Origin of the sequence: Cupriavidus campinensis (assembly GCF_905397395.1) — a bacterium.
In the GTDB taxonomy this organism is placed as follows: domain Bacteria; phylum Pseudomonadota; class Gammaproteobacteria; order Burkholderiales; family Burkholderiaceae; genus Cupriavidus; species Cupriavidus campinensis.
On the sequence record NZ_CAJPVH010000037.1, the window covers coordinates 31,375 to 57,798 of the forward strand.

The 26,424-nt window shown below is 63.3% G+C and carries 20 protein-coding genes, 5 pseudogenes and 1 other annotated feature; of the genes and pseudogenes, 16 read left to right on the forward strand and 9 right to left on the reverse strand.

Features of this window, described 5'->3' with window-relative positions:
- Positions 1–34 precede the first annotated feature (34 nt).
- The 4 genes from KHO18_RS19065 to cueR all read right to left on the reverse strand — a co-directional run bounded on the left by KHO18_RS19065 (position 35) and on the right by cueR (position 3,621).
- Positions 35–277, reverse strand: a complete 243-nt coding sequence (locus tag KHO18_RS19065) for a hypothetical protein (RefSeq protein ID WP_116359830.1) — start codon at positions 275–277, stop codon at positions 35–37.
- 120 nt (positions 278–397) lie between these two features.
- Positions 398–655, reverse strand: coding sequence for a hypothetical protein (locus KHO18_RS19070; RefSeq protein WP_062799371.1), 258 nt, complete (start codon positions 653–655; stop codon positions 398–400).
- Positions 656–751: 96 nt separating this feature from the next.
- Positions 752–3,187, reverse strand: a complete 2,436-nt coding sequence (locus KHO18_RS19075; RefSeq protein ID WP_371558780.1) for a heavy metal translocating P-type ATPase — start codon at positions 3,185–3,187, stop codon at positions 752–754.
- A 5-nt stretch (positions 3,188–3,192) separates the two neighbouring features.
- The gene (gene cueR / locus KHO18_RS19080) at positions 3,193–3,621 is read right to left on the reverse strand and encodes a Cu(I)-responsive transcriptional regulator (RefSeq protein ID WP_062799367.1); all 429 of its coding nucleotides are present in this window, start codon (positions 3,619–3,621) and stop codon (positions 3,193–3,195) included.
- 238 nt (positions 3,622–3,859) lie between these two features.
- On the opposite strand from cueR, the gene KHO18_RS19085 reads away from it, so the two are divergent.
- From KHO18_RS19085 to KHO18_RS19105, 5 genes are all read left to right on the forward strand, one after another.
- Entirely contained in the window at positions 3,860–4,261 is a 402-nt protein-coding gene (locus tag KHO18_RS19085) for a hypothetical protein (RefSeq protein WP_062799365.1), read from the forward strand.
- 70 nt (positions 4,262–4,331) lie between these two features.
- Positions 4,332–5,633, forward strand: a complete 1,302-nt coding sequence (locus tag KHO18_RS19090; protein ID WP_062799363.1) for a TolC family protein — start codon at positions 4,332–4,334, stop codon at positions 5,631–5,633.
- Positions 5,630–7,171: an efflux RND transporter periplasmic adaptor subunit gene (locus KHO18_RS19095; protein ID WP_062799361.1), complete on the forward strand. Its 1,542-nt coding sequence runs from the start codon at positions 5,630–5,632 to the stop codon at positions 7,169–7,171. Before KHO18_RS19090 ends, KHO18_RS19095 begins: the two co-directional genes overlap by 4 nt.
- Positions 7,168–10,338, forward strand: coding sequence for an efflux RND transporter permease subunit (locus tag KHO18_RS19100; protein WP_062799358.1), 3,171 nt, complete (start codon positions 7,168–7,170; stop codon positions 10,336–10,338). Before KHO18_RS19095 ends, KHO18_RS19100 begins: the two co-directional genes overlap by 4 nt.
- A complete protein-coding gene (locus KHO18_RS19105; protein WP_053821791.1) occupies positions 10,335–10,688 on the forward strand; it encodes a copper-binding protein in 354 nt (117 codons plus the stop codon). Before KHO18_RS19100 ends, KHO18_RS19105 begins: the two co-directional genes overlap by 4 nt.
- Positions 10,689–11,087: 399 nt before the next feature.
- Here KHO18_RS19105 and KHO18_RS19110 read toward each other — a convergent pair whose 3' ends face one another.
- The gene (locus KHO18_RS19110; RefSeq protein WP_082371464.1) at positions 11,088–11,984 is read right to left on the reverse strand and encodes a sterol desaturase family protein; all 897 of its coding nucleotides are present in this window, start codon (positions 11,982–11,984) and stop codon (positions 11,088–11,090) included.
- Positions 11,985–12,144: 160 nt separating this feature from the next.
- Between KHO18_RS19110 and KHO18_RS19115 the strand changes: the two genes are divergently transcribed.
- The 9 genes and pseudogenes from KHO18_RS19115 to KHO18_RS28750 all read left to right on the forward strand — a co-directional run bounded on the left by KHO18_RS19115 (position 12,145) and on the right by KHO18_RS28750 (position 20,597).
- Complete coding sequence (locus KHO18_RS19115; RefSeq protein WP_053821792.1) at positions 12,145–12,777, forward strand: cation transporter; 633 nt, start codon at positions 12,145–12,147, stop codon at positions 12,775–12,777.
- 78 nt (positions 12,778–12,855) lie between these two features.
- Positions 12,856–15,891: a heavy metal translocating P-type ATPase gene (locus KHO18_RS19120; RefSeq protein ID WP_170265910.1), complete on the forward strand. Its 3,036-nt coding sequence runs from the start codon at positions 12,856–12,858 to the stop codon at positions 15,889–15,891.
- On the forward strand, positions 15,881–16,375 hold the full coding sequence (gene lspA / locus KHO18_RS19125) for a signal peptidase II (RefSeq protein WP_053821794.1): 495 nt from the start codon (positions 15,881–15,883) through the stop codon (positions 16,373–16,375). The genes KHO18_RS19120 and lspA overlap by 11 nt, the downstream gene beginning before the upstream one ends.
- Positions 16,332–17,195, forward strand: coding sequence for a helix-turn-helix transcriptional regulator (locus KHO18_RS19130; RefSeq protein WP_082371465.1), 864 nt, complete (start codon positions 16,332–16,334; stop codon positions 17,193–17,195). Before lspA ends, KHO18_RS19130 begins: the two co-directional genes overlap by 44 nt.
- On the forward strand, positions 17,192–17,617 hold the full coding sequence (gene cadR / locus KHO18_RS19135; protein WP_053821795.1) for a Cd(II)/Pb(II)-responsive transcriptional regulator: 426 nt from the start codon (positions 17,192–17,194) through the stop codon (positions 17,615–17,617). Before KHO18_RS19130 ends, cadR begins: the two co-directional genes overlap by 4 nt.
- Positions 17,618–18,297: 680 nt before the next feature.
- A pseudogene (locus tag KHO18_RS19140) lies at positions 18,298–18,675 on the forward strand (OmpH family outer membrane protein); the annotation flags it as partial.
- Between the two features lie 40 nt (positions 18,676–18,715).
- A pseudogene (locus KHO18_RS19145) lies at positions 18,716–19,964 on the forward strand (IS3-like element ISRme15 family transposase).
- Positions 19,009–19,125 (forward strand) — a sequence feature (AL1L pseudoknot). Its footprint overlaps the pseudogene before it by 117 nt.
- Positions 19,965–19,996: 32 nt before the next feature.
- Positions 19,997–20,149: pseudogene (locus KHO18_RS19150) on the forward strand (OmpH family outer membrane protein); the annotation flags it as partial.
- A 226-nt stretch (positions 20,150–20,375) separates the two neighbouring features.
- Positions 20,376–20,597: a heavy-metal-associated domain-containing protein gene (locus KHO18_RS28750; RefSeq protein WP_336510614.1), complete on the forward strand. Its 222-nt coding sequence runs from the start codon at positions 20,376–20,378 to the stop codon at positions 20,595–20,597.
- Between the two features lie 44 nt (positions 20,598–20,641).
- Here KHO18_RS28750 and KHO18_RS19160 read toward each other — a convergent pair whose 3' ends face one another.
- Both KHO18_RS19160 and KHO18_RS19165 read right to left on the reverse strand, forming a co-directional pair.
- Entirely contained in the window at positions 20,642–21,121 is a 480-nt protein-coding gene (locus KHO18_RS19160; RefSeq protein ID WP_115737192.1) for an MAPEG family protein, read from the reverse strand.
- Positions 21,122–21,167: 46 nt separating this feature from the next.
- On the reverse strand, positions 21,168–21,740 hold the full coding sequence (locus tag KHO18_RS19165) for a phosphatase PAP2 family protein (protein ID WP_115737191.1): 573 nt from the start codon (positions 21,738–21,740) through the stop codon (positions 21,168–21,170).
- A 417-nt stretch (positions 21,741–22,157) separates the two neighbouring features.
- Between KHO18_RS19165 and KHO18_RS19170 the strand changes: the two genes are divergently transcribed.
- Both KHO18_RS19170 and KHO18_RS28520 read left to right on the forward strand, forming a co-directional pair.
- Positions 22,158–24,083: a cytochrome c/FTR1 family iron permease gene (locus tag KHO18_RS19170; protein WP_053823089.1), complete on the forward strand. Its 1,926-nt coding sequence runs from the start codon at positions 22,158–22,160 to the stop codon at positions 24,081–24,083.
- Between the two features lie 182 nt (positions 24,084–24,265).
- Positions 24,266–24,442, forward strand: a pseudogene (locus tag KHO18_RS28520) (DoxX family membrane protein); the annotation flags it as partial.
- Positions 24,443–24,465: 23 nt separating this feature from the next.
- Here KHO18_RS28520 and KHO18_RS19180 read toward each other — a convergent pair.
- Both KHO18_RS19180 and KHO18_RS19185 read right to left on the reverse strand, forming a co-directional pair.
- Complete coding sequence (locus KHO18_RS19180; RefSeq protein WP_004635319.1) at positions 24,466–25,971, reverse strand: tyrosine-type recombinase/integrase; 1,506 nt, start codon at positions 25,969–25,971, stop codon at positions 24,466–24,468.
- Positions 25,968–26,424 (reverse strand): annotated as a pseudogene (locus tag KHO18_RS19185) (DNA-binding protein); the annotation flags it as partial. The gene KHO18_RS19180 and the pseudogene KHO18_RS19185, both read right to left, overlap by 4 nt.

Below are 26,424 nucleotides of genomic sequence, written 5' to 3' on the forward strand. Positions count from 1 at the left end.
GCATGCTTTGCCTGGTCGGCCGAAGCACCCTCAGTCACTTGGACTCGGAAGGCCCCATCGGGCTGCCGCCGCCGGTCGACTGGGAATCCATTTGTTTCATCATTGCATTGCAGCGCGCCAACATCGATGCCTGAGAGGCTGATGTACTGGAGGTCGCCGCAGGGTGTTGCGCTGCAGTGCGCGCGCGATTGATGACGTCCCAGTCGGGACCCGCGAGCGCCTGCGCGGTCGCGACGGCGAGTGAAATGAGAACGAGAGTCTTGAGAGTGGAATGCATGATGATCTTCCCCAGTATTCGGTTTTGTCTGGCTCAACCGCAACGGGTCAGAGCACCCACGCTCGGGTAGAGCCACCAAAGTCAAGCACGTGGCCGAAGTGGGCCACGCGTAGGGATAGATCAGATGCGCAAGCGGGCCGTTGCGAGATAGACCGGACCAGGCGAGTTGTTCGCGCTGTCAGCCGTGTGGAAGATGCGGAAGGTGTATGGCGTGGGCGGCAGAACGTGTTCAAGCCCAGCCATAGTCGGCAAGACACCGAGATCGGGCCCGTGACCGTTGCTGTCGGCCCAGTGCCGACCGTCCTGTTGATGGTCAGCGCACAAGGCCAACAACAGCAGCGCAAGCAAGCGAGTGAAGGGGCTGCGGCTATGCTTCATGAATCACGCCAGCATTTGTCCTAGTCTAGCCCCCCGATCTGGGCAGCAAGGCAAGGAGACACGGGTTGGTAGAGTCGAATTCACACATGACAATAGCTACGCCACGCGGCGTCTGAGTCGTAGCGCATTGGAGATCACTGAAACGGAACTCAGGCTCATGGCCAATGCCGCGATCATCGGCGACAGCAACCAGCCGGTGAACGGGTACAGCAACCCCGCCGCCAGCGGGATACCCAGCGCGTTATAGATAAAGGCGAAGCCCAGGTTCTGCCGCATGTTGGCGATAGTGGCCTCGGAGAGTTCGCGTGCTCGGGCGATACCGCGCAGATCGCCCTTGACGAGGGTCATCTGGGCGCTGTGCATCGCCACATCTGTGCCGGTTCCCATCGCAACGCCCACATCGGCCTTTGCCAATGCCGGCGCGTCGTTGATGCCGTCGCCCGCCATCGCAACCACGCGGCCTTCCCCTTGCAGCTTCTCGACGAGCGCCAGCTTGTCGGCCGGCTTCACTTCGCCATGAAACTCGTCGATGCCCAGGCGACCGGCTACCGCCTTCGCCGTGACAGCGCCGTCACCTGTCGCCATCACCACGCGGACCCCGGCTTGCCTGAGCGTCATCAGAGCCTCGGGCGTGCTGGCCTTGACGGGGTCGGAGACGGCAAGCAGACCGGCCAATGTTCGATCTGCCGCCAGATACATGACACTGGCGCCTTGCTGCCGCAGGGTATCCGCCTGAGACGCCAGTGGTGCAACGTCGACCTGTTCCTGCTGCATCAGGGCGGTGTTGCCCAGCACGAGCTGGTGGCCACCGACGCGGCCGCGTACCCCCATGCCCGTGTCCGAGGCGAAATCCTCCGCCTTCGCCAGGGCCAGGCCGCGCTCACGCGCGGCGGTGACGAGGGTCGCGGCTAGCGGATGTTCGCTGCCCTGGTCGAGGCTCGCGGCCAAACGAAGCACCTCGGTTTCCGTGAACGGATCGACACGATAGGCCCGTTCAAAACTCGGACGGCCTTCTGTCAGCGTGCCGGTCTTGTCCACGATCAGGGTGTCGACCTTGCGGAATTGCTCGATGGCCGCCGCGTCCCGGAACAGAATGCCCTTGGTCGCGCCATTCCCGCTGGCCACCATGATGGATGGGGTGGCCAATCCCAGCGCGCAGGGACAGGCAATGATCAGTACAGCCACCGCATTGACCAGGCCAAAGACCCAGCTCGGCTCGGGGCCGAAGACGCCCCAGGCGAAGAACGTGAGCAAGGCGATGGTTACGACCACCACCACGAACACGCCGGCGACCCGGTCCGCCATCCGCTGCATCGGCGCCTTGGAGCGCTGTGCCTGGGCCACCATCTGCACGATCTGCGACAGCACCGTCTGGGCGCCGACCTTTTCTGAGCGCATCACCAGGCTGCCCGAGGTGTTGATGGTGGCGCCGATCACGTGGTCGCCGACGCGCTTGGAGACGGGCAGAGGCTCACCGGTGATCATCGATTCGTCGATGGCGCTGGCCCCTTCGTTCACGACGCCATCCGTGGGCACCTTTTCGTCGGGCCGGACCCTCAGGAGATCGCCGACATGCACGTGCGTGAGCGGAATATCGGCCTCGCTGCCGTCCGGATTGAGGCGGCGTGCCGTCTTGGGGGCCAGGCCGAGCAGCGACTTGATGGCTGCCGAGGTCTGCGAGCGCGCCCGCAACTCGAAGATCTGGCCGAGCAACGTCAGCGAAATGATGACGGCCGCGGCTTCGAAGTAGACCGCGATCCGGCCGTGCATGAGAAAGGCGCGGGGAAACAGCTCTGGGGCAACGGTGGCGGCGACGCTGTAGACGAACGCCGTACCCGTACCCAGACCGATCAGCGTCCACATGTTCGGGCTGCGGTTTCGGAACGACTGGAGGCAGCGGACGTAGATGGGCCAGCCTGCCCAGAGGACCACCGGTGCGGACAAGACGAGTTCCACCCAGCTTTGCGTCGCGGGCTCCAGCACCCCGAGGCGGTCCCCAAGCATCACCAGCGACACGACGGCGATCGTCAGCGGCAAGGTCCACCAGAAGCGATGGCGAAACGCCGCGAGTTCGGGATTCTGGTCGTCGTCGAGGCTTGGCATGAGCGGCTCGAGTGCCATGCCGCACTTTGGGCACGTCCCGGGATGGTCCTCGCGGATTTCGGGGTGCATCGGGCACGTATAGGTCGTGCCCGGCGCCGTCTCGCCTTCATCGGGCGCCGAAACGCTTGGTGTCTCGACATAGCGCGTCGGCTCGGCCTCGAACCGCTTCTGGCAGCCGGCACTGCAGAAGAAGTATTGTGCCCCGGCATAGCTTGCCTGGTATGGCACATCCCGCATGACCGTCATTCCACACACAGGATCGCGTGCACTGGCCCCACAGACGGCAGCGCCGTGACTGGTGGAATCATGGTCTCGTCGATTCGGCGCATTTCCGCTGCCGTGCCCTACGTGCTCATCGTCTCGCGCTGCTGCCATCGCGTGATGTGAGGCAGGGTCGAGAGATTGCCGTTGTCGATCGCTCGTGGTCATCGCGCTCACTGCCTGGTTGCACGTACTGCCGCTCGATGTTTCGGCGGTTCGCCGCTGAACTCATCCAGGATCGGGCATTCGGGGCGGTCATCGCCTTCGCAATGTCGCGACAAGTACAGGAGCGTGTCACGCATGCTGGACAGTGAGGCAATGCGGGCGTCCAGCTCCTGGATTCGCTGTTCCGCAATCGCCTTTACCGTTGCACTCGCGCGCCGTTTGTTTTGCCACAACCCGAGCAACTCGCGGATCTGGGCCATCGAGAAGCCCATCGCCCGCGCTCGCCCAATGAAGCGCAGGGTATGAATGTCAGCTTGACCATACACCCGGTAGTTCCCCGCGCTGCGTGCGGCTGAAGTCACAAGACCAACGCTTTCGTAGTAGCGGATCATCTTGGCCGAGACGCCGGATGCGCCGGCGGCTTGTCCAATATTCATGATGTGCTCCTTACCTTCAATCCCTGTTGTCTCGGACACGCAACTTGAGCAAGCTGCGGGGTGGATGGCATCCAGGGTTCGATGACTCAACGATAGACCTTGCCCCGGTGGGAAGGTCAAGGACACGATCCTTCGGAAACTTGGGCCACGTTGCGAGAAGACCCGGGGCGAAAGGTCCGGTTGCATTACCCGCAAAAGACAGTATCCTTGCGACTATCACGCCCACCGCAAAGAACTCTTGCGTCACTCGGTCCGCCGGCATCCCTGGTTCGCCGGCCTCCTTCTCGTTGTGTTTCTGACAGTCCAACTGGCAGCGGCCGCGTACGCCTGTACCGGTAGCCGCTATCAGGTGGAAGGCAGCGGCACGACGGCGGCAATGACCGAATCCTGTGCCGATATGGCGGCTGGCGGTAGCGACCAAGGCACTGACCAGAGTGCGCTCTGCCTGGCGCACTGCCAGGCAGATTCCAAGAGCGCGGACCATGTTTCACCGCAGCTTCCGGCCTTCCTGCCAGTGCTGAAGAGCGTCGTGGAACCCACGCGCGTGGTCACGGCCGAGGTTCGCATCGCGCTGCGCGCCGAGGTCGAGGCGCGCGGCCCGCCGCCCCTGAACATCCTTCACTGCAGTTTTCAAACGTAGCCTCCAGATCGACGCCCATTCGGTGCTGCCCAGCTAGACTCGGGTAGCTGTCGTCGTTCACGGAGGCTTTATGCTTTTTCCTCGTCGCCTGACGCTGGCGCTGCTTTGCGCGCCTGCCTTCAGCATGGCGGTGTCGCATGCCGCGGCTGCGCAATCTGCCCCTTCTCTTTCCCTCGAGGAGACCGTCGCGCTCGCGACCACTCACGCCGGCGATGCCGAATCCTCGCGAGGCGCCGTCGAGGCAGCCGTGCAAATGGCGGTTTCCGCCGGCCAATTGCCGGACCCGGTGCTCAAACTTGGACTCAACAACGTCCCCGTGACCGGGCCGGACCAGTTCTCGCTCACGCGGGATTTCATGACCATGCGGTCCATCAGCGTGATGCAGGAATTCACGCGCTCGGACAAGCGCCGCGCCAAGGCGGCGCGCTTTGAAGCCGAGGCGACTGCCGCCGAGGCGCAGCGCGCGGTCGGACTGGCCAACGTGCAACGGAATGCCGTCGGTGCCTGGCTCGATCGGTGGTATGCCGAGCAGACCGGTGTCCTGCTAGGCCATCACGGCCATCCCCTGGACCTGGCGCTCCAGGCGGCGACCGCCGCCTATCGCAGCGGGCGTGGCACGCGTGCGGATGTCTTGGCGATGGAGCTGGAAGTCCAGAAGCTGCATGACCGCCTCGACGAAAACCGGGCCGCCGTAGCCACCGCCATGCTTAATCTGCAGCGCTGGGTCGGGCCTGCGGCTAACCGCACACTGTCGCAGCGCCCGCCGCTCGACGTACCCCAGAGCATTCAGCAACTGGCGAAAGACGAATTCGACGCGGTTCCCGAGATCGCGGCGGCACGGCGCGACGTGGCCCTGGCCGAGTCGGAGATCCAGGTGGCAACGGAGGCCAGGACACCAGATGTGACGGTCGAGCTGATGTACAGCCAGCGCGGCCCAGCCTTCTCCAACATGGGGTCGATCAACGTCAGCTTCCCGGTGCCCTGGGACCGGGGCAATCGCCAAGACCGCGACGTCGCTGCCCGGCTGGCACAGGCCAATGAAGCGCGTGCCAAGTCCGAAATCATCCGGCGCAATACCCAGGCCATGGTAGGCGCCAAACTTGCCGAGCTGCAGCGCAACCTTGAGCGGCTCCAACGCTACGACGAGAAGACCTTACCGCTCGCCAATCAGCAGGCGGAGGCAGCGCTCACGGCATACCGGGCCAATACCGGATCGCTGCTTGCCGTCGCCGAGGCCAACCATCGCGCCATCGACACAGCGGTGGAGCGGCTGACGCTGGAGGCCAGGACGGCAAAGCTGTGGGCCGACTTGACCTTCCTGATCCCGCTGCCTACCGCGCAGACCGAGCCAGCCACCAAGGAACGCAAATGAAGAAACCAGTCATTGCCGCGGTCGCCGGCGTCGTTGTCATCGGTGCCGCCCTCTATGGCGCCTACCACCTCGGCGTCATGCGCGGCACACAATCTGCGCAGACGGCCGCGCCAGGCGCGGCGTCTGCGCTCAAAGCAGGCGACACCGATCCGAACACTGGCAAGAAGATCCTGTACTGGCACGATCCGATGGTACCCGGCCAGCGTTTCGACAAGCCAGGCAAGTCCCCTTTCATGGACATGCAGCTCGTGCCCGTTTATGCGGATGGGGATGCCGGAGGCAGCGGAGGCAGCGGCGTCACGGTCGACAGCCGTGTCGCGCAGAATTTGGGCATCCGCACGACTGAGGTCAAGGCGAGCCGGATGAGCGCCGTGCTCGAGGCACCTGGCAATGTCGCCATTGACGAGCGCAGTGTCCAGGTGATCCAGGCGCGGACGAATGCCTTCGTCCAGCACGTAGCGGTCAAAGCGACCCTCGACCCGGTCCGGCGCGGCCAAGCACTGGTGACGCTGTACTCGCCCGATTGGGTGGCCGCGCAAGAGGAATATCTTGCCGTGTCCCGCATGGCCGCGGGTGGCCAATCCGACCTGCGCAGCGCGGCCAAGGCCCGCATGCTGCAGGCTGGCATGACCCCCGGCCAGGTCAGCACCGTCGAATCATCCGGCAAGCTCCAGCCTACTCTTGGCATTGTGAGCCCCGTCGACGGCCTTGTGACAGAGGTTGCGGTCCGGGAGGGCATGACTGTGTCTCCTGGCATGACCCTGTTTCGCCTGGCCGACCTGAGCCAGGTCTGGGTGATTGCCGAGGTACCGGAGGGACAAGCCCACGCCATCGCTCCGGGCCGGGCGGTCAAGGTGTCGCCGACCGGCGCAACCGAGTCAATCGTTGGCAAGGTCGATACCGTCCTGCCCGATGTCAATCCGGCCACGCGAACCATCAAGGTGCGCATTGTCCTGCCCAACAAGGGCAGGCACCTGTTGCCGGGGATGTTCGTGACGGTCCGGTTTGACAGCGGTGATCAGAAGGAATTGCTGATGATTCCGCTGGAGTCCGTCATCCGCACCGGCCAGCGCAGCATCGTCATGGTCGATGCGGGCAAGGCCGGCTTTGTGGCAACCGAAGTCAAGACCGGGCGCGAGGCCGCCGGCATGGTCGAGGTGCTGGACGGGCTGAAAGCGGGGCAGAAAGTGGTCACCTCCGGGCAGTTCCTCATCGATTCGGAAGCCAGCTTGCGTGGCACGGCCGAACGCATGAGCGCCACGACAGCGGCTTCCGCGCCGGCTGCGGCTGCGCCCGAGCACGAGGGCGTCGGGCGCATCGAGGCCGTGACGCGCGAAGGCCTGACCATCTCGCACGGGCCGATTCCCTCGGCACAGTGGGGCGCGATGACCATGGATTTCGCCGCGCCGCCTGCCGGCCTGCCGAAGGGGCTCAAGACCGGCGACCGCATCCGGTTCCGCTTCCACCTGGACAAGGATGGCCTGGCGATCCTGTCCGCAGTCGAGCCGGCCGGCACCACCCAGGGGGCCAAGCCATGATCGCCCGGCTCATTCTTGCTTCCATCCGCAACCGTTTCCTGGTCCTGCTGGTCACGGTCATGCTGACCGCCTGGGGACTGTGGGCCGTGCGCAGCACGCCGCTCGACGCGTTGCCGGACTTGTCCGATGTGCAAGTGATCATCCGCACGCCGTTTCCCGGCCAGGCGCCACAGATTGTCGAGAACCAGGTCACCTATCCACTGACCACGACCATGCTGTCGGTCCCGGGCGCCAAGACCGTACGCGGCTACTCGTTCTTCGGTGACTCGTTTGTCTATGTGCTATTCGAGGACGGCACCGACCTGTATTGGGCGCGCTCCCGCGTGCTGGAATATCTGAACCAGGTGCAATCCCGCCTGCCCGGCGCCGCCAAGCCGGCGCTGGGGCCGGACGCCACCGGCGTCGGCTGGATCTACGAGTACACGCTGGTGGACAAGACCGGCCAGCACGACCTCAGTCAACTGCGTGCGCTCCAGGACTGGTTCTTGCGCTTCGAGCTGAAATCGCTGCCCAATGTTGCCGAGGTCGCGTCCCTCGGCGGCATGGTGAAGCAGTTCCAGGTCGTCCTGATGCCGGACCGGCTACGCGCCTACAACCTGTCGCAGGGCAAGGTGCTTACGGCGCTCAAGGGCGCCAACCAGGAAACCGGCGGCTCGGTGCTGGAATTGGGCGAGGCGGAGTACATGGTCCGGGCCAGCGGCTACCTGAAGACGCTCGATGATTTCCGGCAGATCCCGCTGGTGACCAGCGACGCCGGCATCCCGGTGCGGCTGGGCGATGTCGCCACCGTCCAGCTTGGTCCCGAGATGCGGCGCGGCATCGCCGAGCTCGACGGCCAGGGAGAGGTCGCCGGCGGTGTCATCGTGATGCGCTCGGGCAAGAACGCGCTGGAAACCATCGAAGCGGTCAAAGCCAAACTCGCCACGCTGCAGAAGAGCCTGCCGGCAGGCGTCCAGATCGTCACCACGTACGATCGCTCCGCCCTGATCAACCGGGCGGTGGAAAACCTGACCCACAAGCTGATCGAAGAGTTTATCGTCGTCGCGGTGGTCTGCCTGGTTTTCCTGTTCCACCTGCGCTCCGCGCTGGTTGCCATCGTTTCATTGCCGCTGGGTGTGCTGGCCGCGTTTCTGGTCATGCGATACCAGGGTGTCAATGCCAACATCATGTCGCTGGGCGGCATCGCCATTGCCATCGGCGCCATGGTCGATGCCGCGGTCGTCATGATCGAGAACGCGCACAAGCATCTCGAGCATTGGCATGCGGATAAGCCCGGCCTGGATCTCACCGGCCATGAACGCTGGAGCGTGATCGGCGAGTCGGCGGCTGAGGTTGGACCGGCGCTGTTCTTCTCGCTGCTGATCATCACGCTGTCATTCATTCCGGTGTTCACGCTGGAGGCGCAGGAGGGCCGACTGTTTTCGCCGCTGGCCTTTACCAAGACCTACTCCATGGCCGCGGCGGCGGGCCTCTCCGTCACCCTGGTGCCGGTCCTGATGGGCTACATGATCCGTGGCAGGATCCCCACGGAGCAGTCCAATCCCCTCAGTCGGTGGCTGATTCGCGCCTATCAGCCAGTGTTGGCCAAGGTGCTCACCTACCCGAAGACCACTGTAGCGATCGCGGCAATTCTGCTCGTCGCGACCGCCTGGCCGATCATGCGAATTGGCGGCGAGTTCATGCCGCCTCTCGATGAGGGTGACCTACTCTACATGCCGTCGGCGCTCCCGGGGCTGTCCACCGGCAAGGCAGCGCAGTTGCTGCAGCAGACCGACCGCCTAATCAAGACCGTTCCCGAGGTAGCCACCGTGTTTGGCAAGGCCGGCCGCGCCGACACGGCGACCGACCCGGCGCCCATCGAGATGTTCGAAACCACCATCCAGTTCAAGCCGCGCGACCAGTGGCGTTCCGGCATGACGACGGACAAGCTGGTGGAGGAGCTCGACCGCGTGGTGAAGGTGCCCGGCCTGTCCAATATCTGGGTGCCGCCGATCCGCAACCGCATCGACATGCTCGCCACCGGCATCAAGAGCCCGGTCGGCATTAAGGTGGCGGGCACCGACCTGAAGGAAATTGACCGACTGGCCACGAGGATCGAGGATGCTGTCAAGGCGGTGCCGGGCGTCACCTCTGCACTCGCCGAACGCCTGTCCGGCGGGCGCTACGTCGATGTCGACATAGACCGGATGGCCGCCGGGCGATATGGGCTCAACATCGAGGATGTCCAGAGCATCGTGTCCTCGGCCATCGGTGGCGACAACGTCGGGGAAGTGGTCGACGGGCTGGCGCGCTTTCCGATCAATGTGCGTTATCCACGGGACTACCGCGACTCGGTGGAACAACTGCGCAGCCTGCCCATTGTCACCGACCGTGGCCAGCATATCACGCTGTCCGACGTGGCGCGCCTCCAGGTGGTGCAAGGACCGCCGATGCTGCGCAGCGAAAACGCCCGCCTGTCGGGCTGGGTGTACGTCGATATTCGCGGACGTGACCTGCGTTCGGCCGTCCAGGACATGCAGGCCGCCGTGGCCAAGGCGGTCCCGATGCCAGCGGGCTATTCCCTCAGTTGGTCGGGTCAGTTCGAGTATCTGGAGCGGGCCACCGCGAAGCTGAAGGTGGTGGTGCCGTTCACGCTGCTGATCATCTTCGTGTTGCTGTACCTGGTGTTCGGCCGTCTCGATGAAGCGCTACTGATCATGGGCACGCTGCCGCTGGCGCTCATCGGCGGATTCTGGCTGCTTTACTTGCTGGGCTACAACCTTTCGGTAGCGGGGGTTGTCGGCTTTATCGCCCTTGCCGGCGTGGCAGCCGAGTTCGGCGTCATCATGCTGCTCTACCTGAAGCAAGCCTGGAGCGAACGCGAGGGCCGAGGCGAAACCAGCGTGTCCGCATTGCTGGACGCCATTCAGGAAGGGGCAGTGCTGCGGGTCCGCCCCAAGGCCATGACCGTCGCTGTCATTCTTGCCGGCCTGATTCCCATCATGTGGTCGCATGGCACCGGCTCGGAGGTCATGCAGCGCATTGCGGCTCCGATGGTTGGCGGCATGGTCACCGCGCCATTGCTTTCCCTGTTTGTTGTGCCGGCGGTGTACTTGCTGATACGCAGACGGCAGGCCGAATCTGTCTCACTTTCCACCCACCCCTCACTCCCGGAGGAATCACAATGAAATACGTCAAAACTCTTGCCATCATGGCTGCTCTCGCTGCCACACCGGCTGCGTTCGCGGCAGGGTCGATGGACGGCATGGATATGAAGGGCATGGACATGAAGCCGTCAGCCGAAACGAAGCAGGCCCCCCACCCGGTTGCGGCAGAGGTAAAGAAGATCGATGCGAAGGCAGGGAAAGTTACCCTCAAGCACGGCCCGATCGAAAATCTCGGCATGTCCGCCATGACCATGGCGTTCCCGGTCAAGGATCGCGCTTCGTTGAAGGACTTCAAGGAAGGTGATGCGGTTACCGCCGTATTCGACACGGTCGACGGCAAGCCGACAGTCGTGGACATGCAGCGCAAGTAAAACTCAGGCGGCACCACCGCTCGCATCGGGGCAGTGTGCCGCCTGCCATGGCCAAAATCCTCCGTCACGCCGCTTCGGTAGACCTCCGAATGGCGTCGTCGGGATCGAAACCGCTTTCCATGAACGTTCGGCCACAGTGAGCCGCCCACCCTTCGACCTGCCACGTGAAGTCATCGTTGTCATCGTGTTTGCCGTGGCGTTCACGGTGTGTGCTACAGGTTCGCTTGCCTGGCATTTTCGTCGCCAGATGCGCATCAAGCGCGGCCTCGAGAATGACAGATCAGGTTCGTCCACGCGACGTCGCATAACTTCAAGACGGCGCAAATAGTCCTGTCAGATCCCACCTGAGCATTCATGCTGGATGCAGCTTGCGAGCCGGTTTCACCAACGAGAGCGGCTTTAGACATCAGCATCGCGGCCCTGCGAGACGTCTTCGGTGGCCAGACGAACTTGCGGATCCGGTCGTTCAAACGGATAAATCAGTTGCTCGCCGTAGCGGTGCGGCACCGGGTCGCCTTCGATGCCGATTGCGCCCAGTGGCGCCTGCGGTTGATAGAAGGTACCGAAGAGGTGGTCCCATACCAGCCAGAACTCCCCGAAATTGACCTGCGCGTCCGCGAAGCGCTCCCGATGGTGCCAGCGATGGAGTTCTGCCACGCCTAACATATACCGCACCGGCCCCAGGCTATAGTCCAGGTTGGCATGCTGGAATGCCAGATGGACCGCCAGGATTGCGAACCAGCCGGCCACTACCTCGGCCGGCGCGCCTAGTATGCCCAGGACCAGTAAGCCCGGACCCGCCATCAGGGCTGCATGCAGCGGGTGGCGGCGTTCCCCGTTTAGCCAGTAGAGCCGCCGCGACGAATGATGAATGCTGTGCAGCCGCCACAGAAAGCCGTAGTGGTGGCTGAGCCGATGGACGGCATACAGCGACAGGTCCAGTGGCGCCCCTGCGAGTAATACCTGCAACAAGTATGGCCATTCCGCAGGCCACCATAGCTTGGGCCAACCCGTTCCTTCCCGCAGCACCACGAACCCCAGCACGGCACCGTGCATCACGGCCAAATTCACAACGGCATGGGCGACATCCGCCGGAAAGTCGAGATCCCGCTTTTGCCACCGTGCATCGAACGGGACAATGCGCTCCAGCCAAGCAACAAGAAATAGCCCGGCGGCGGCCCACAACGCCAGCCAAGCCAGCGGCGTGCCGTGGGATGGGGCGACCGAAACCCCTGTGATTACCAGGGCCATGATGGTCGGATAGGCGCCGTACCGCACCACAGAACGCGCTGTCATTGCGACTCCAGAGTTCAATTTCCTCCAGTTTCTCCAAGCGACAGACAGCTAGCTTGAATAAACATGCTGTGTGCGGGCGACGTCTTGACTCTATAGCAGGTACGGGGTGTGAAATTACTCAGATCTTCTGTGGAAACAGGCGGGTTAACAAAGGAGTTGCATGAACGACCACTTCCCCGACAAAGAACGCCTTGACCTCGACGCGAGTCAGGCGGCCGACCGCCGGATTCTGTGGCTGGTACTACTGATTAATGTCAGCCAATGTCTGGCAGGTATGGGCGTGGGCCTTTGGGCGGCGTCCACGGCGGTGCTTGGTGCGGCTCTGGACAACCTTGCCGACGCGTTGGTGTATGGCGTCAGCCTGTACGCCGTCGGCCGATCGCGAGCCATCAAGGTGCGGGCAGCGCGGCTATCGGGGTGGCTTTTGATTGGGCTGGCCCTGATGCTATGCGTGGAAGTCCTGCGCCGGTTCTTTGGCGGCGAGGCGCCATTGGGGCCGGCGATGATGGTCATGGCAGCGATCAATGCGGCGCTGAACATTATTTGCTTGCGCTTACTGAAACGCCACCGCGGGGAAGACGTCAACTTCAAGGCTTCCGCCATATTCACCAGCAACGACTCGATTGTGAATCTGGCCATTGTGTTGTCCGGAGCGCTCGTGATGTGGTCGGGCTCCAACCTGCCAGACCTGGTTCTGGGTCTGGTGGTATCTGCGATCGCCGCTAACGGAGGTCGTGAAATCCTGGTTGACGCGACAGAACATGAGGAAAAGGCCCGTTCCGAGGCAACTTAACCTCCGACCAGGAGGCAGAGCCCTTGACTCTGTATCTACTTTAGGGTGTGAAATTCTGACATATACAGAAAGAGGCGAATGATGAAACTCGACCAAGCCCATGCCGAAAGTGATGCGAGATCAACTCAAGAAAGGAAGAAGGCGGAGGACCTGAACGGCGCGACATCCGTCTTCCGCATTCCCAACATGGATTGCCGCAACGAAGAAGCGGCAATCCGTGCACGGCTTGCCAAATTGCCAGCGGTAGAGTCCCTTTCGTTCGACCTTCCCCAGCGCCGCCTCACCGTCCGGCATGGGCTACCGAACCCGGGGCCGTTGCTGGAGGCCCTCCATGAGATCGGCATGCAAGCATCGATGGAGGACGACGGCGAAGCCGCGGGCAACGCCGCTTGCGGATCCGCGTGCGCTGGATCCTGCGCCGGCAGCCAGAGCGCTGCGTTAGAAGAGTCAAAAGACACATTCACGATTCCAAACATGGATTGCCGCTCCGAAGAGGCGGCGATCCGCGCGCGGCTGGAGCCGTTGGCCGGCGTCCGGTCGCTCGAGTTCGACCTACCCGCACGCCAGCTGTCTGTCGTCCACACCTTGTCCTCGGTGGAACCCCTGCTGACGGCGTTGCAATCGATCGGCATGCAGGCAAGGCTGGGCGAAGACACAACTCCTCCGGGCGCGAATTGCGCAGCGACAACGGAGACTGCCTGCGGTCCCTGCGGCACGCCCCCCGTCTCCTTCGTCCCTGCAGCCACGGGCAATACCACGCAGTTCCTGATCACAAACATGGACTGCCCCACCGAGGAAGCTTTGATCCGCAAGCGCCTAGGCAAGGTGGAGGGCATCGAACGCCTCGACTTCGACCTGATGAATCGCCGACTGGAGGTGCAACACCGCCTGCCCGATCCGGCACCGGTCCTCGGCGCACTGCGCGAGATCGGCATGCATGCCACGGTCGAGCGCGAGGCAGGGGCAAGTTCCAAGGGACGAGCCACCTACTTGATCGAAAAGATGGACTGCCCGACCGAAGAGGCGCTGCTGCGCAAGGCGTTGGAAGGCATGCCGGGTGTCAGCAGCCTGCAGTTCAACCTGATGAGCCGGACCCTGACCGTCAGCCATTCGCTGAAGGACGAGGTGCCAATCACAGCGGCCATTGAGCGACTTGGCATGCAGCCGGTGCTGCGCGACCATAGTCGGCCTGCCCCCGCAGTCACGAGGGACTTTGGCACCGGCATTTCGAAGGCGGAGTGGCTGCGCATGGGGGCCGCCGGCGTGCTGGCGGTTGGCGCGGAAGTCCTCACATTCGCCGGGATGGGTGAATCGGCATGGCCGGTGGTGGCCGCGTCGCTGGCGGCCATTGCGTTGGGCGGTATCGAGACCCTGAAGAAAGGCTGGATCGCGCTGCGCACGCTGTCACTGAACATGAACCTCCTGATGACGATTGCCGTCATCGGTGCCGCTTTGATCGGCCAGTGGCCGGAAGCCGCCGTGGTGATCTGGCTGTTCGCCATCGCGGAGATGATCGAAGCGCTAAGCCTGGACCGGGCGCGCAACGCGATTCGCAAGCTGATGGACCTGGCGCCGGAAACCGCACTCGTCCGCCAGGACGACGGTCGCTGGCAAGAGGTCAAGGCCGAGACAGTGCCGCTTGGAGCCGTCGTGCGCGTTCGTCCCGGCGAACGTATCGCCTTGGATGGGGTCGTGGTGTCGGGCGCATCAGCCATCAACCAGGCGCCCATCACCGGCGAAAGCATGCCCGTGGAAAAGAACCCCGGCGACACGGTGTTCGCGGGCACGATCAATGAGCGCGGCACATTGGAATTCGAAGTGCACTCGCGCAAGGGAGAGACCACGCTCGACCGTATCGCGCGCTCGGTCCAGGAAGCCCAAGGCCAGCGCGCGCCGACGCAGCGTTTCGTTGATCGTTTCGCGAGCGTCTATACCCCCTCTGTCTTTGCGCTGGCGATCGCCATTGCCGTGATCCCGCCGCTGTTCTTTGGGGCGCCTTGGTTCGAATGGGTCTACAAGGCGCTGGTGATGCTGGTGATTGCTTGTCCCTGCGCCCTGGTGATCTCGACACCGGTGACGGTCGTCAGCGGCCTGGCTGCGGCCGCGCGGCGTGGCATCCTCGTCAAGGGTGGCCTGTACCTGGAGCAAGGGCGTCTGCTGCGCGCGGTGGCACTGGACAAGACTGGCACCCTTACGCACGGCCGCCCGGCGCTGACCGATACGGTACCGACGGGCGCGCTCTCGGAGACGGAAGTGCTGCGCATTGCCGCCAGCCTGGATGCGTTGTCCGAACATCCAGTGGCCACAGCTATCGTCAACGCCTACGGCGACAAGCCGCACGCCTCAGTGCAACGCTTCGAGGCTCTGGCTGGCCGTGGCGTCAAGGGCGACATCGACGGCCAGACCTACTACGTCGGCAACCACCGCCTGGCAAATGAGCTTGGCGTGGCCAGCGAGCAGGTCCGCAAGCTGCTGGAGAGCCTGGAAGCGCAGGCCAAGACAGCAGTGGTGCTTGCCACCGATAAGCAGGCACTGGGTGTCCTGGCAGTTGCCGACACGGTCCGGGACAGCAGCAAGCGTGCGGTAGCGGCGCTCAAGCAGTTGGGCGTAGAGCCGGTGATGCTTACCGGCGACAACCGCAAGACCGCGGAAGCGGTGGCCGCCCAGGTGGGCATCACCGACGCGCGCGGCGACCTGCTGCCGCACGACAAGTTGGCTGCGATCGCAGAGCTTGGCGCGAAGGCGCCGGTAGGCATGGTCGGGGATGGCGTCAACGATGCGCCCGCGCTGGCCAAATCGAACATCGGCTTTGCGATGGGCGCTGCTGGCACCGACACCGCGATCGAGACCGCCGACGTGGCGCTGATGCAGGACGACCTGCGCAAGCTGCCTGAGTTCATCAAGCTGTCGCGCCGGGTGGGTGGCGTGCTGAAGGCAAACATCGCCTTCGCGATCGGTACCAAGGCGGTCTTCATGGTGCTGGCCTTCACCGGCCATGCCAGCCTGTGGCTCGCGATTCTTGCCGACATGGGCGCAAGCCTGGCCGTGGTGTTCAACGGACTGCGCCTGCTGGGGACCAGCCCCTCCACTGAGAGTGACCACCATGCGGGCTGATCGCAGCATTGGCCTGGGTTTCGTATTGGCGGCCCTTATCGTGGCGATGGATATCGGGACGAAAGTAGCCATCGTGGCCTGGGTCGACTACGGTGCAAGCCTCGACTGGCTGCCCGTCCTCAACGTCGTGCATGTGCTGAACCGAGGTGCCGCCTTCAGTTTTCTGCACGGCGCGGGGGGCTGGCAGCGATATTTTTTCATTGGAATTGCCTTGGCGGCCTCCGCGTTCCTTGTGTACATGATTCGGCGTACTGGTACCACCGATACCGAGCGGATCAGCTACGGACTGATCTTGGGCGGCGCGTTGGCCAATATGATCGACCGGGTCGCACGCGGAGCGGTGGTCGACTGGATCGATCTTCATTGGGGTTCGTACCATTGGCCGGCCTTCAATGTGGCTGACATCGGCATCACACTCGGTGCTGCCTTGATCGTGTTCCATGAGCTCTTCGGCAGAATGCAGGCACGCCCAGCCCGCGGATGAACACGAAGCATCCGACAGGCAGCCGCTGCTGACCATCGGCCGCGGCTGGGCCATTTACATCGGACCGATAGAGGCCGGTCGGTTGCACCGACATCAAGCAGCTCAGTTGGCATGGAGCAAACAGGGGATGTTGCTCCTCGAAGGGGCCTGGGGCGGATTGCAGGCCCCGGGACATTTTCTTGCGGCCGGGGTGCCGCATCGTCTCGTAGCGGCCGGCCCGGTGCGCATGGTGTTTCTCGACCCGACCATGCACAGCGTTTGCCCTACTGGCCGTCGGCCCGCAGCCACGATGGCGCCGAGCCCCGTGCAGGCGGATATGCTGGAACATGAGCTGGACCGCTGGCTGCGAGGCGCAATGCCGTCTGAAACAGCGAATGTGTCACAACCTGCCACGGAGGCTTCGCGTTGGGCTGCGGTCCTCCAGTGGCTGGAAACGTCGCTGGAGGGACCCGTGCATGTCGCACATGCCGCCGACGCCGTAGGCCTGTCGTCCTCCCGTTTCATGCATTGGTTCGCGGAGGCGAGCGGACTGTCGTTCCGGGCGTACGTGCGTTGGTTGCGCCTGCAGCGTGCGGTGCGCACCCTCTCCGATGGTTGTACGCTCACCGAGGCTGCTCATCTCGCCGGCTTCGCCGACAGCGCGCACCTGACGCGCACCTTCGTGTCCACATTCGGAGTCCGGCCAGCGCCGCTGCGTGGCGCTCGGATTGTCTGTACGGCACAGTCCAAACCTCCATTCACACTGCACGGACTTGAATTTGTCGACACCATCCGGCATGGAGGGCGTCAGACAGGAGCCCAACAAAGGGGAAAAGCATGAAGATCGGCAAACTTGCTCAAACCGCCGGCACCACGGTGGAGACTATTCGCTTCTACGAGCATGAAGGCTTACTGCCGGCGCCGGCTCGTTCCTCTGGAAACTACCGACTCTACGCTTCCCAGCACCTTGAGCGGTTGGCGTTCATCCGCCATTGCCGCTCGTTGGACATGACCCTGAACGAGATTCGGTCCTTGCTGCGTCTCAAGGATGCGCCCCACGAGGACTGTGGAGAGGTCAACGTCCTGCTAGAAGGCCACATTCGACACGTGGCGCGCCGCATACAAGAGTTGATGGCATTGGAACGTGACCTGAAGCAATTGCGCAGTCAATGCGGTCTGTCGCGAGAGGCCAAGGACTGCGGCATTCTGGAGGGCCTTACGAAAACAGCCCATCAGACACCACAGCTGTTGGGAGAAGAGTAGGGACGCGGATCCCACGAAGGACTACAGGCAGATCCGCCTTCAGCGAACGCTTTCCTGTCGCCGGCGCTAAGCGGCATGTGCGCCACCCCAAACAGCGCAGGCGGAAGCGTTCCCGACGCGCAAGGCAGCCTCTGCCATAGCCCCGCAGAAAGGCACAGACTCCCAAGTGCGCCTCCCAAGCCGCCAAAACGTCTGCCGGGAAATGCATGCCTGCGACCAGACGCGACCAGCCAACAAGGTCCACGCCAGTTTGGGCTAGCCCCTTCTAGTGCTTCATCTAGCACTGTGTAGCTGCCATAGGGTCAAGGAAAACGCTACGCGTTTGCCGAACTTTTCTCCTGAAGTGCGGCGCGGGTGCTTTGTTCGTAGCAGGCGGCATATATGCGTGCAGCCTTGTCTTGACCCTGTAGCCACTACATGGTGTCAAATCGCACCGACATATCAGCTGACAGGCTGCCAATGAGAGGCGCTGGGCTAAAGGCGACCGGCCATATCATTGGGGCATGCCTCGGCACTGCTCTATAACCTGCCGAGCGCGGGATCCAAGCCGACCGATCCAATGTGCTGCAACATCTTCGATTTCACTACACTCGAGCCCATGAATTTCTGCATGCCAAACGCCACTCCGAGAAGTAACCGGTAACCGCCATACACTCACAAAAGGTACGGCTCCGTCGCTCATGCAAACGCCAACCCCACATCCGAAAACTCTGATAGCGGCGGCGCTGTCCGCCGCCATGCTGTGCGCGGTAGGACCGGTGCTAGCGCAGCCAGCGCGCATTGCCGTAGTCAATTCCGAACTTATTCTGCCGGACTCGTTGCCAGCCAAGCAGGCCCACAACAGGCTTGCACAGGAGTTTTCCACGCGCGACCGTGAACTGCAGGACATGGACCGGAAGACCAGGGCCTTGGCTGACAAGCTCGAGAAGGAAGCGGCCGTGCTCACAGATCTTGACCATCAGCGCCGCCAGCACGAAGTGGCCGAGCTGACCCACGAATTCCAGCGCAAGCAGCGTGGATTCCGAGAGGACTTGCAACAGCGCCGCAACGAGGAACTGAATCGCCCCGGGTTTTGCGGAGGCTCTCACTCTTGAGAGAATGCGAGCCATGAGCAAGAACAACGCAAACAAGTTTTCCCCGGAAGTGCGCGAGCGCGCCGTGCGCCTGGTGCAGGAGTCGCGCGGCGAGTACCCGTCGCTGTGGGTGGCGGTCGAGTCCATCGCGCCCAAGATCGGCTGCTCGGCGCAGACGCTGCTGACCTGGGTCAAGCGCCACGAAGTCGACAGCGGACAGCGCGAAGGCGTCACCACCAGCGAGCGAGAACGCATCAAGGAGTTGGAGCGGGAGAACCGAGAGCTGCGCCGCGCCAACGACATCCTGCGCACTGCCAGCGCTTTTTTCGCGCAGGCGGAGCTCGACCGCAAGCTGAAGTCGTAAACACCTACATCGACCGGCACCGGGAGGTTTACGGGGTCGAGCCGATCTGCAAGGTGTTGCAGGTTGCCTCGTCGGCCTATCGGCGCCATGCCGCACGGCTGCGTGATCCGTCACGGCGCAGCGACCGTGCGCGTCGTGATGAACGGCTCATGCCGCAAGTCCAGCGAGTGTGGCAGGAGAACCATCGCGTCTACGGCGCCGACAAGGTCTGGCGGCAACTGAACCGCGAGGGCGTGACGGTTGCCCGCTGCACGGTCGAGCGATTGATGCGCGCCCAGGGACTGCAAGGTGTGCGGCGCGGCAAGCGGCTGCGAACGACCATCGCTGACGACGCCGCCAGTCGCCCGGTGGATCGCGTCAACCGGCAGTTCCGGGCCGACCGTCCCAATCAGCTCTGGGTCTCGGACTTCACCTACGTCTCGACATGGCAGGGTTGGCTGTACGTGGCCTTCGTCGTCGACGTCTACGCCAGGCGCATCGTCGGCTGGCGCGTGAGCAAATCCATGACGACGGACTTCGTGCTCGATGCGCTGGAGCAGGCCCTATACGCTCGCCAGCCTGGCAACGACGGTTCTCTGACCCACCACTCCGATAGGGGATCGCAGTACGTCAGCATCCGCTATAGCGAACGCCTGGCCGAAGCCGGCATCGAGCCGTCGGTCGGCAGCCGTGGCGACAGTTACGACAACGCCTTGGCCGAGACGATCAATGGCTTGTACAAGGCCGAGCTGATCCATCGCCGCGCGCCTTGGAAAACCAGGGAATCCGTCGAACTGGCAACACTGGAATGGGTCGCTTGGTTCAACCATAAGCGCCTGCACTCATCCATCGGCTATATCCCGCCCGCCGAGGCTGAGGCAAACTACTACAACCAACTCGGCAAACCGCCGACGAGGCCGTTTTACTTTAACCAAACAGCCTCCGCGAAAACCGGGGCGATTCAAACTGGCACGGGTGCAAGAGCGCGCCCAGCAGGCGATTCGCCAGCTTGCCGAGCAGCGCGGGTACGACCTTGTCATACAGGCAGTCTATGTGAATCCGCGCATTGACATCACTGAAGACGTCATGAAAGCGCTGGACGCCAGCAGCAAGTAGGAAACCTTCATGGGAGGTCGCAGCAGGCTGCGCGGAGATGCTTGGCCCCGCTCTGTAGGTAATTCATGTTCACTCACGCGATGTGACCCTTCAAGGCATAGAAGCATCATCCACTTTGTCTGACATGGTGCAATGCTGGGTTCATTCCATCGAGGCCGGCTGAGGTCCCTGCGGCACTGCCATCTCGCTCGTCCCTGCAGCCACGGGCAACACCACGCAGTTCCTGATCACCAACATGGACTGCCCCACCGAGGAAGCCCTGATTCGCAAGCGCCTGGGCAAGGTGGAGGGGATAGAACGACTCGACTTTGACCTGATGAACCGCCGGCTGGAGGTGCAATACCGTCTACCAAATCCGTTACGGCATGCATGCCACGGTCGAACGCGAGGCAGGGGCCTGATCTGTCCGATGAAACGGCCCCCCTCCTTCAGCGCCCCGAGAGAATGAGAGCCACCGCAAGCGTGTAGGCACCACAACGGTCGAAATCCCAGTCATCGCCATCCCAAAAGCCGACCGGTAGGATGCCGCGCATAGCCAACCGCGAACGTGATACGACCGAGCAGATACAAGCTCACCAGAATCGGCATCAGCCTAAGTTCGGCGCCATACAGCACTGTCGCAAGAATCAAATGCGCGCCTACCGCCAGTACGGTCTGTTCGAGCGAGTTCTGTAGCACCGCCACGCGCAGCTCAATAGCGGGACTAGGACGCGAAAACGCCGAGCCCTGGATATCGGCTTGCGATAAAAAGCGTCCCTTGCTTACGGCTCTCACGCAATCTGCTAACCATAGGAAAACAGGGAGATCGGCCTTGAGCGCAAACGCGACACGGTCGCCAATACCAAGCTGTCCATCGAGGCCGAACAGAGCGGGGGGAAGCCAGATATAACCCGCGCCAAGAACTACCGCGCAAACTAAGCAGGCAAGCATCGAATCGCGTACGATGCGACGTTGTTGCAGACTCCATGGCATGGTTGCACTCCTCGCCTGTTACCCCGGCACGACGATCCTTGGTACGTTAAGCAGCCCCCTTCAATAACCGGCTCGAAAGAGCCAAACTGCCGAGCGCTACTAACCAGCCCGCCAAGACGTCCGCCGGGAAGTGCATCCCTGTGGCCAAACGTGACCAGCCGACTAGCGCGACATAGGTAAGTAGAGCCGGTCGCCAGTGGGCGCGGACCATTGGCCATAACCCACCAGCAACCAGAGCGGCGTACGTGGAATGTCCACTCGGAAGACTGTAGTGCGTCTCAATTGAACCGATTGAATGCCACAGGTGACCGAACACGGCAGCCGGCCGCGGGAAATCGAAGAGAAACTTTGATGCTCCAACTACAGCAAATGCCATACCGAATGCGACTACAAATCGTGCCAAGTGAGCCTGTAGCTCCAACGAACGATCTACATCCGAGGTTGTTCTTGACCAGACCCAAAAGCCTCCCATGACAACAGGCGCGGTCCAATAGTTGCCCAATAGGTAGCTAAACAGCTTGGCCAAAGGCAAGAACATTGCCGGCGTGCCTTCATTGACCAGTAGGAAGATCTCTCGATTCCAGCCGCTCCAGTCGTAGAGAACAAGTGCCCAACTCATCGGATCACCATCCTCCGCCCCTCGCATCCCACCATACGGTAAGGACTCGCGATATGGGAGCGTTGGGTTCTATTGTTCGCAATCGTGCGAACGCCTGAAAGCCGAGGCGGAGGGTCGCCCGAAGTTGTGCGCACCTCACGTAAGCGCATTGCACCCTCCCGCATCTTGCACGCGGCTGCACTTGGCTCGACCCCATACGAGCAATCCGCCGGAAGTCCCCATCGGTTTGTGTTGCGCTGACTCAAAGTAGGTCGCCAGTATTGACTAACGTTGTTATTTCTACGCCCTCTAGCGGCTATAGAGTCAAGCGCGATTCCCCATACTTCCATCACCAAGATGGGTCGCTCGCGCAAACGATATGAATTACAATCATTCGCATTTGTCCGCGAAAACTGCCGCCCGCCCGGCGTGTTCCTCATGCAAGCCCTGCGCATCCTCTCCCTCGTTCTAGTCTCCTTGGCGCTATCCGTCTCGACGGCTTTGGCCGAGCCTCTATCCACGCAAGACAAGGCCAAGCAAGTCTGGCAATTGCTGGACTACCTTGCCGTTGACTATGGCGGTTCAGTCAACGATGGCCGCATCACCAATGAGGCTGAATATGCCGAGATGCAAGAGTTCGCGCAGACGGTCGCGCGACAGCTAGGCGAATTGCCGCCAGGACCCGCCTCCGAACAACTAGGCAAGGAAGCTGGCGCATTGCGTTTGTCCATCGCAGCGAAGGCCTCGCCAGAAACTGTCGCCGAACTGGCTCGGAAGTTGGCCAGCGGCGTCCTCACAGCCTATCCGGTTCCTATGGCACCAAGCAAGGCGCCTGATTTGCAGAACGGGGCGAAGCTCTATCAAAGCCATTGTGCGTCCTGCCACGGCGTATCCGGTAACGCGGACGGCCCCCTCGCAGCGAAACTCAACCCGCCCCCGATTGCGCTGGCCGACCACGCGCGCGCGCAGGAACGCAGCGTCTTTGCCTTGCAACAGATCATCACGCGCGGCGTGGAGGGAACATCGATGCCGGGCTTTGCCCATCTCTCCGAAGACGACCGATGGGCTCTGGCCTATTTTGCTTCGACGCTGTCTTATTCAGATACTGACCGCCAGGCGGGCGCCAAGCTTTGGACTGCTGAACCGGGGCTGCGCGCGGCGGTTCCCACGCTCGACAAGCTTAGCCAGACCTCGGAGGCGGCACTTGCTAAATTCGTGGGTGCACAGACCTCTCGTGATGGTCTTGCATACCTGCGAAGCTCACCGGACGTACTGGCCGCATCGACCACCGATAGTCTCTCAATCGCCAAGGAAAAGCTGAAGGAAAGTGTCACTGCGCTTGACAAGGGAGACACGCGGGCCGCATCGCAACTGGCTTTGTCCGCATATCTTGATGGGTTCGAACCAGTTGAGCCTGCGTTGGCTGCCAAGAACCAGGCTCTCTTCCTGGACATCGAGAAGACGATGGGACTCTATCGAAATGCCGTCGCGAATGGCCAGGCAGAGCGCGCGCATGACATCGCAGCGCAACTGCAGTCAAGGCTGGACGAGGCGCAGGAAGCGCTCGCAGGCGCCAATGACGCATTCTCGACCTTCCTTGGCGCCTTTACGATCCTGCTTCGTGAAGGGCTTGAAGCGCTGTTGGTAGTCGTAGCCATGCTGGCGTTCCTCAAGAAGGCCAATCGCACTGACGTCCTTCCCTACGTTCACGCGGGTTGGGTCACTGCGCTGGGAGCCGGTGGATTGACGTGGGCGGTAGCTACCTACGTCGTTGATCTGAGCGGCGCTAGTCGCGAAATGACCGAAGGCTTCTCCGCGGTCTTCGCGGCGGTCGTCCTACTCGGCGTCGGCATGTGGATGCACCAGAAGAGTCTGGCGGGACGCTGGCAATCGTACGTGAAGGAAAAGCTGTCGTCGGCATTGAACAGGAAATCGGCGTTTATGCTCTTCCTGCTATCGTTCGTCACGGTCTACCGGGAAGTATTTGAGACCGTGCTCTTCTACGCGGCCCTGTGGTCCGATGGCAACGGTGCCTACATGCTCGCGGGACTCGGTTGCGGTATTGCTGTGCTGGCAGTGATTGCGTTTCTGCTCCTGCGATCGACGGCGCGTTTGCCGATTCGACAATTTTTCGCGTTCAGCTCCGCCTTGGTTGGCGTGCTTGCCGTGGTCCTGATTGGCAAGGGCGTGGCGGCACTGCAGAAAGTTGGCCTGTTGCAAGTGACGCCGCTCTCTATGCCGCGTATCGATGTCTTGGGCGTTTACCCCTCTGTGCAAACCATTGCCGCGCAAGTGGCTATTCTCCTCATCATCGTTGCCAGCGTGACCTATAACTTGCGATCGCAACGTACCGCGAGGGTGTGAGCCCCTGTCAGGCGCGAAGCTTTGTTCGTCGACCATTTCAAAGTCAGCGATTTGGCCCAAATGTGGCGGACTTTTTGCGACTACCTTCCATTCGCGGCAGGATCGATGGACGGCATGGACATGTAGGGCTGCCAAGGATGTCACGCAACTGTCGTGCTGTGCGGGCTGAGAAAAAGCCAACCTTCTGGAACTCGGCGATCGCCAAGCTGGCCAATTGGAATGCCGCCCTCGACCTGTTCCGCGAGGACTACCGGGTGCCGCTGGTGCCCTCGGAGTCTGCGGCCTGCCTGGCGGTGTCAATCGAGCTGACCGCCCCAGCTTTGCTGTTGCTGGGACTGGCGACCCGCGCCGTGGCGATGCGACAAGGCAACGCGCGCTGTCGCTACGGCCCATCATCCGCAAACGTGGCATCGACAAAGGCCCGCAACTGCGTCAGGTCGGTCCTGGCATAGGCCGCCGTGGTCTGCACCGAGGCGTGGCCGAGCAGCGCCTGGGCGGCCGGCAGCGGCACCTGGTGGTCGACCACCAGTGTGCGCGCATAGGCATGGCGCAGCCAGTGCGGGGAGGCCGCGCGCAGTAAGAGCGCCTGCGCCGGCTCGCGCGCCTGCAGACCATCGGCCACGGCCGCAAAGATCGCCTTGACCTCCCGGTACAGGCCTGCCGACTGTAGCGCTTCGCCCTTGTTGCCGTGGATTACAGGCAGCGCCTCGTGCGCCGGCGGCTCGGACGGCAGGCCGCGTGCTTGTCGGTAGGCGCGCAATACCGTCACGCACGGCACCGGCAGCGGAATGGCCCGTGCCTTGCGCCCCTTGCCGCAGACATAGAGCGTCCACCGCCCGGGCGCCTCGGCCTCCAGGCGGGGCAGTGCGATCTCTGTCGACCAGGCCAGTTCCGCCAGGCGCACGCCGGCGTAACGATACAGCGCCCAAATCGCGCGCCGCCGCTGCGCCGCCAGCGTGTTGGTCGTGTTGGCGGCGGCAAACTCCGGCGCCTCAAGCCAGGCATCGCACGCGGCCAGCAGCGCTGGCGGGATCAGCCGCGTCGGCGCGAAGCCGGCCCGGGTGCGGCTGCCGGCGGACAGGCCCGCGGCCGGATTGGCATGCAAGTAGCCGGTGTCGTACCAGTAGCCGTAGAGGCTTGCCACCACCGCCAGCGCGCGCGTGCGGGTCGCTTCTGACAAGGGCGGCGCGGCGTCCTCCCTGCCGGTCTCCCCGTGCTGCAGCGCGTGCCGGTAGCCGAGCAACCGCTGGCGCGTGAGGTCCGAGAGCGGCCCAAGCTCGTGCGCGCCGCACCAGCGCATCAGGCGGCGCAGTTCGGCGCCATAGGCGCGCAACGTGTGGGGCGAGCGCCCGGTTCGGTCGCGCAGGAAGAGCGCCAGCGCCTGTGCATCGTCGGCGGCGCCGAGCGTGTTGGCCGCCGCGTGCGGCTGGGCGAAGCGGCCGGCGCGCGTGAGCCACGCGTGGTCAGCAGGGCCGTAAGCGGCCAGCCACGGGTTCGCCGCGACAGCTCCCCTCGCTTCCGCGGCGGTCGGCACCGTTGCTTCGCTCGCTAAGGCGGCGGTGGACCGGATGCGGCGCCGGTGCGTGTGCAGCAGCCGCGCGAGGACCGTCTCCGGGCGGGGCGCCAGATCCGCCGTCACCGTGCGCAGGCGCCCGCGCTCCCAGTATTCGACTGCCCCATCGTGCGCCAGCAGCAGCTTGAGCACGGTCGGCTGCGCGGCCTTGGCGTCGGCCAGCGAGCCATAGCGGCGCTTGACGCGCGCCAGCGTCCAGTGCGCGTAGACCGGGTGCCCGAGTGCCTCCGCCAGGTAGGCGAGGGCCGCCGCGACGGTGGCCGGCAGTGGGCGCGGCGGCACCGCGCCCGTATCGATCCAGTCGGCCGGCTTCATGACTGGGCGGTCCGCTTGGCGGCCGCCTTGCCCGTCGATCTGGGCACGCGCGTCTTGGCCGCTGGTGGCGCCGCGGCCAGGGTCGCACGCAGCAGCTCGTCGAGCTGGGCGCGCTGGCTGGCGGTGACGGCCTTGAGTGCGCTCGCCTCGCCCGCGGCGGTCTGGCGCGCGGCCCGCTCGCTGGCCAGGTCGGCGTCGAGTCGTGCGCGCTCGTCTTCCAGCGCGGCGATGCGCCGCTCGGCGAATTTGAGTTGGGAGGCCAGTTGCGCGCGCTCGGCCCGCACCGCGTCGCGCTGGTGCGCGGTTTCCTGCAGGAGCTGCTTCGACAGCGCCTCGTAGCGCGCCTGGGTGGTGGCGATCGCCTCGGTGTGGGTGCGCTCGCCCGCCGTGGCGCGCTCCTGGGCGGTCGCCAGCGCCGCCTCGAGCTCGCCCCGGCGTGCGGCTTGCTCATCG

Coding starts and splice junctions, on each gene's coding strand:
- KHO18_RS19095 (WP_062799361.1), top strand. CDS start 5,630: ATGAAGAAACCAGTCATTGCCGCGGTCGCCGGCGTCGTTGTCATCGGT.
- KHO18_RS19115 (WP_053821792.1), top strand. CDS start 12,145: ATGAACGACCACTTCCCCGACAAAGAACGCCTTGACCTCGACGCGAGT.
- cueR (WP_062799367.1), bottom strand. CDS start 3,621: ATGAATATTGGACAAGCCGCCGGCGCATCCGGCGTCTCGGCCAAGATG.
- KHO18_RS19100 (WP_062799358.1), top strand. CDS start 7,168: ATGATCGCCCGGCTCATTCTTGCTTCCATCCGCAACCGTTTCCTGGTC.
- KHO18_RS19105 (WP_053821791.1), top strand. CDS start 10,335: ATGAAATACGTCAAAACTCTTGCCATCATGGCTGCTCTCGCTGCCACA.
- KHO18_RS19065 (WP_116359830.1), bottom strand. CDS start 277: ATGCATTCCACTCTCAAGACTCTCGTTCTCATTTCACTCGCCGTCGCG.
- KHO18_RS19130 (WP_082371465.1), top strand. CDS start 16,332: ATGAGCTCTTCGGCAGAATGCAGGCACGCCCAGCCCGCGGATGAACAC.
- KHO18_RS19160 (WP_115737192.1), bottom strand. CDS start 21,121: ATGCCATGGAGTCTGCAACAACGTCGCATCGTACGCGATTCGATGCTT.
- KHO18_RS19075 (WP_371558780.1), bottom strand. CDS start 3,187: ATGACCACGAGCGATCGACAACGGCAATCTCTCGACCCTGCCTCACAT.
- lspA (WP_053821794.1), top strand. CDS start 15,881: ATGCGGGCTGATCGCAGCATTGGCCTGGGTTTCGTATTGGCGGCCCTT.
- KHO18_RS19090 (WP_062799363.1), top strand. CDS start 4,332: ATGCTTTTTCCTCGTCGCCTGACGCTGGCGCTGCTTTGCGCGCCTGCC.
- KHO18_RS19110 (WP_082371464.1), bottom strand. CDS start 11,984: ATGACAGCGCGTTCTGTGGTGCGGTACGGCGCCTATCCGACCATCATG.
- KHO18_RS19180 (WP_004635319.1), bottom strand. CDS start 25,971: ATGAAGCCGGCCGACTGGATCGATACGGGCGCGGTGCCGCCGCGCCCA.
- KHO18_RS19120 (WP_170265910.1), top strand. CDS start 12,856: ATGATGAAACTCGACCAAGCCCATGCCGAAAGTGATGCGAGATCAACT.
- cadR (WP_053821795.1), top strand. CDS start 17,192: ATGAAGATCGGCAAACTTGCTCAAACCGCCGGCACCACGGTGGAGACT.
- KHO18_RS19070 (WP_062799371.1), bottom strand. CDS start 655: ATGAAGCATAGCCGCAGCCCCTTCACTCGCTTGCTTGCGCTGCTGTTG.
- KHO18_RS19170 (WP_053823089.1), top strand. CDS start 22,158: ATGCAAGCCCTGCGCATCCTCTCCCTCGTTCTAGTCTCCTTGGCGCTA.
- KHO18_RS19165 (WP_115737191.1), bottom strand. CDS start 21,740: ATGAGTTGGGCACTTGTTCTCTACGACTGGAGCGGCTGGAATCGAGAG.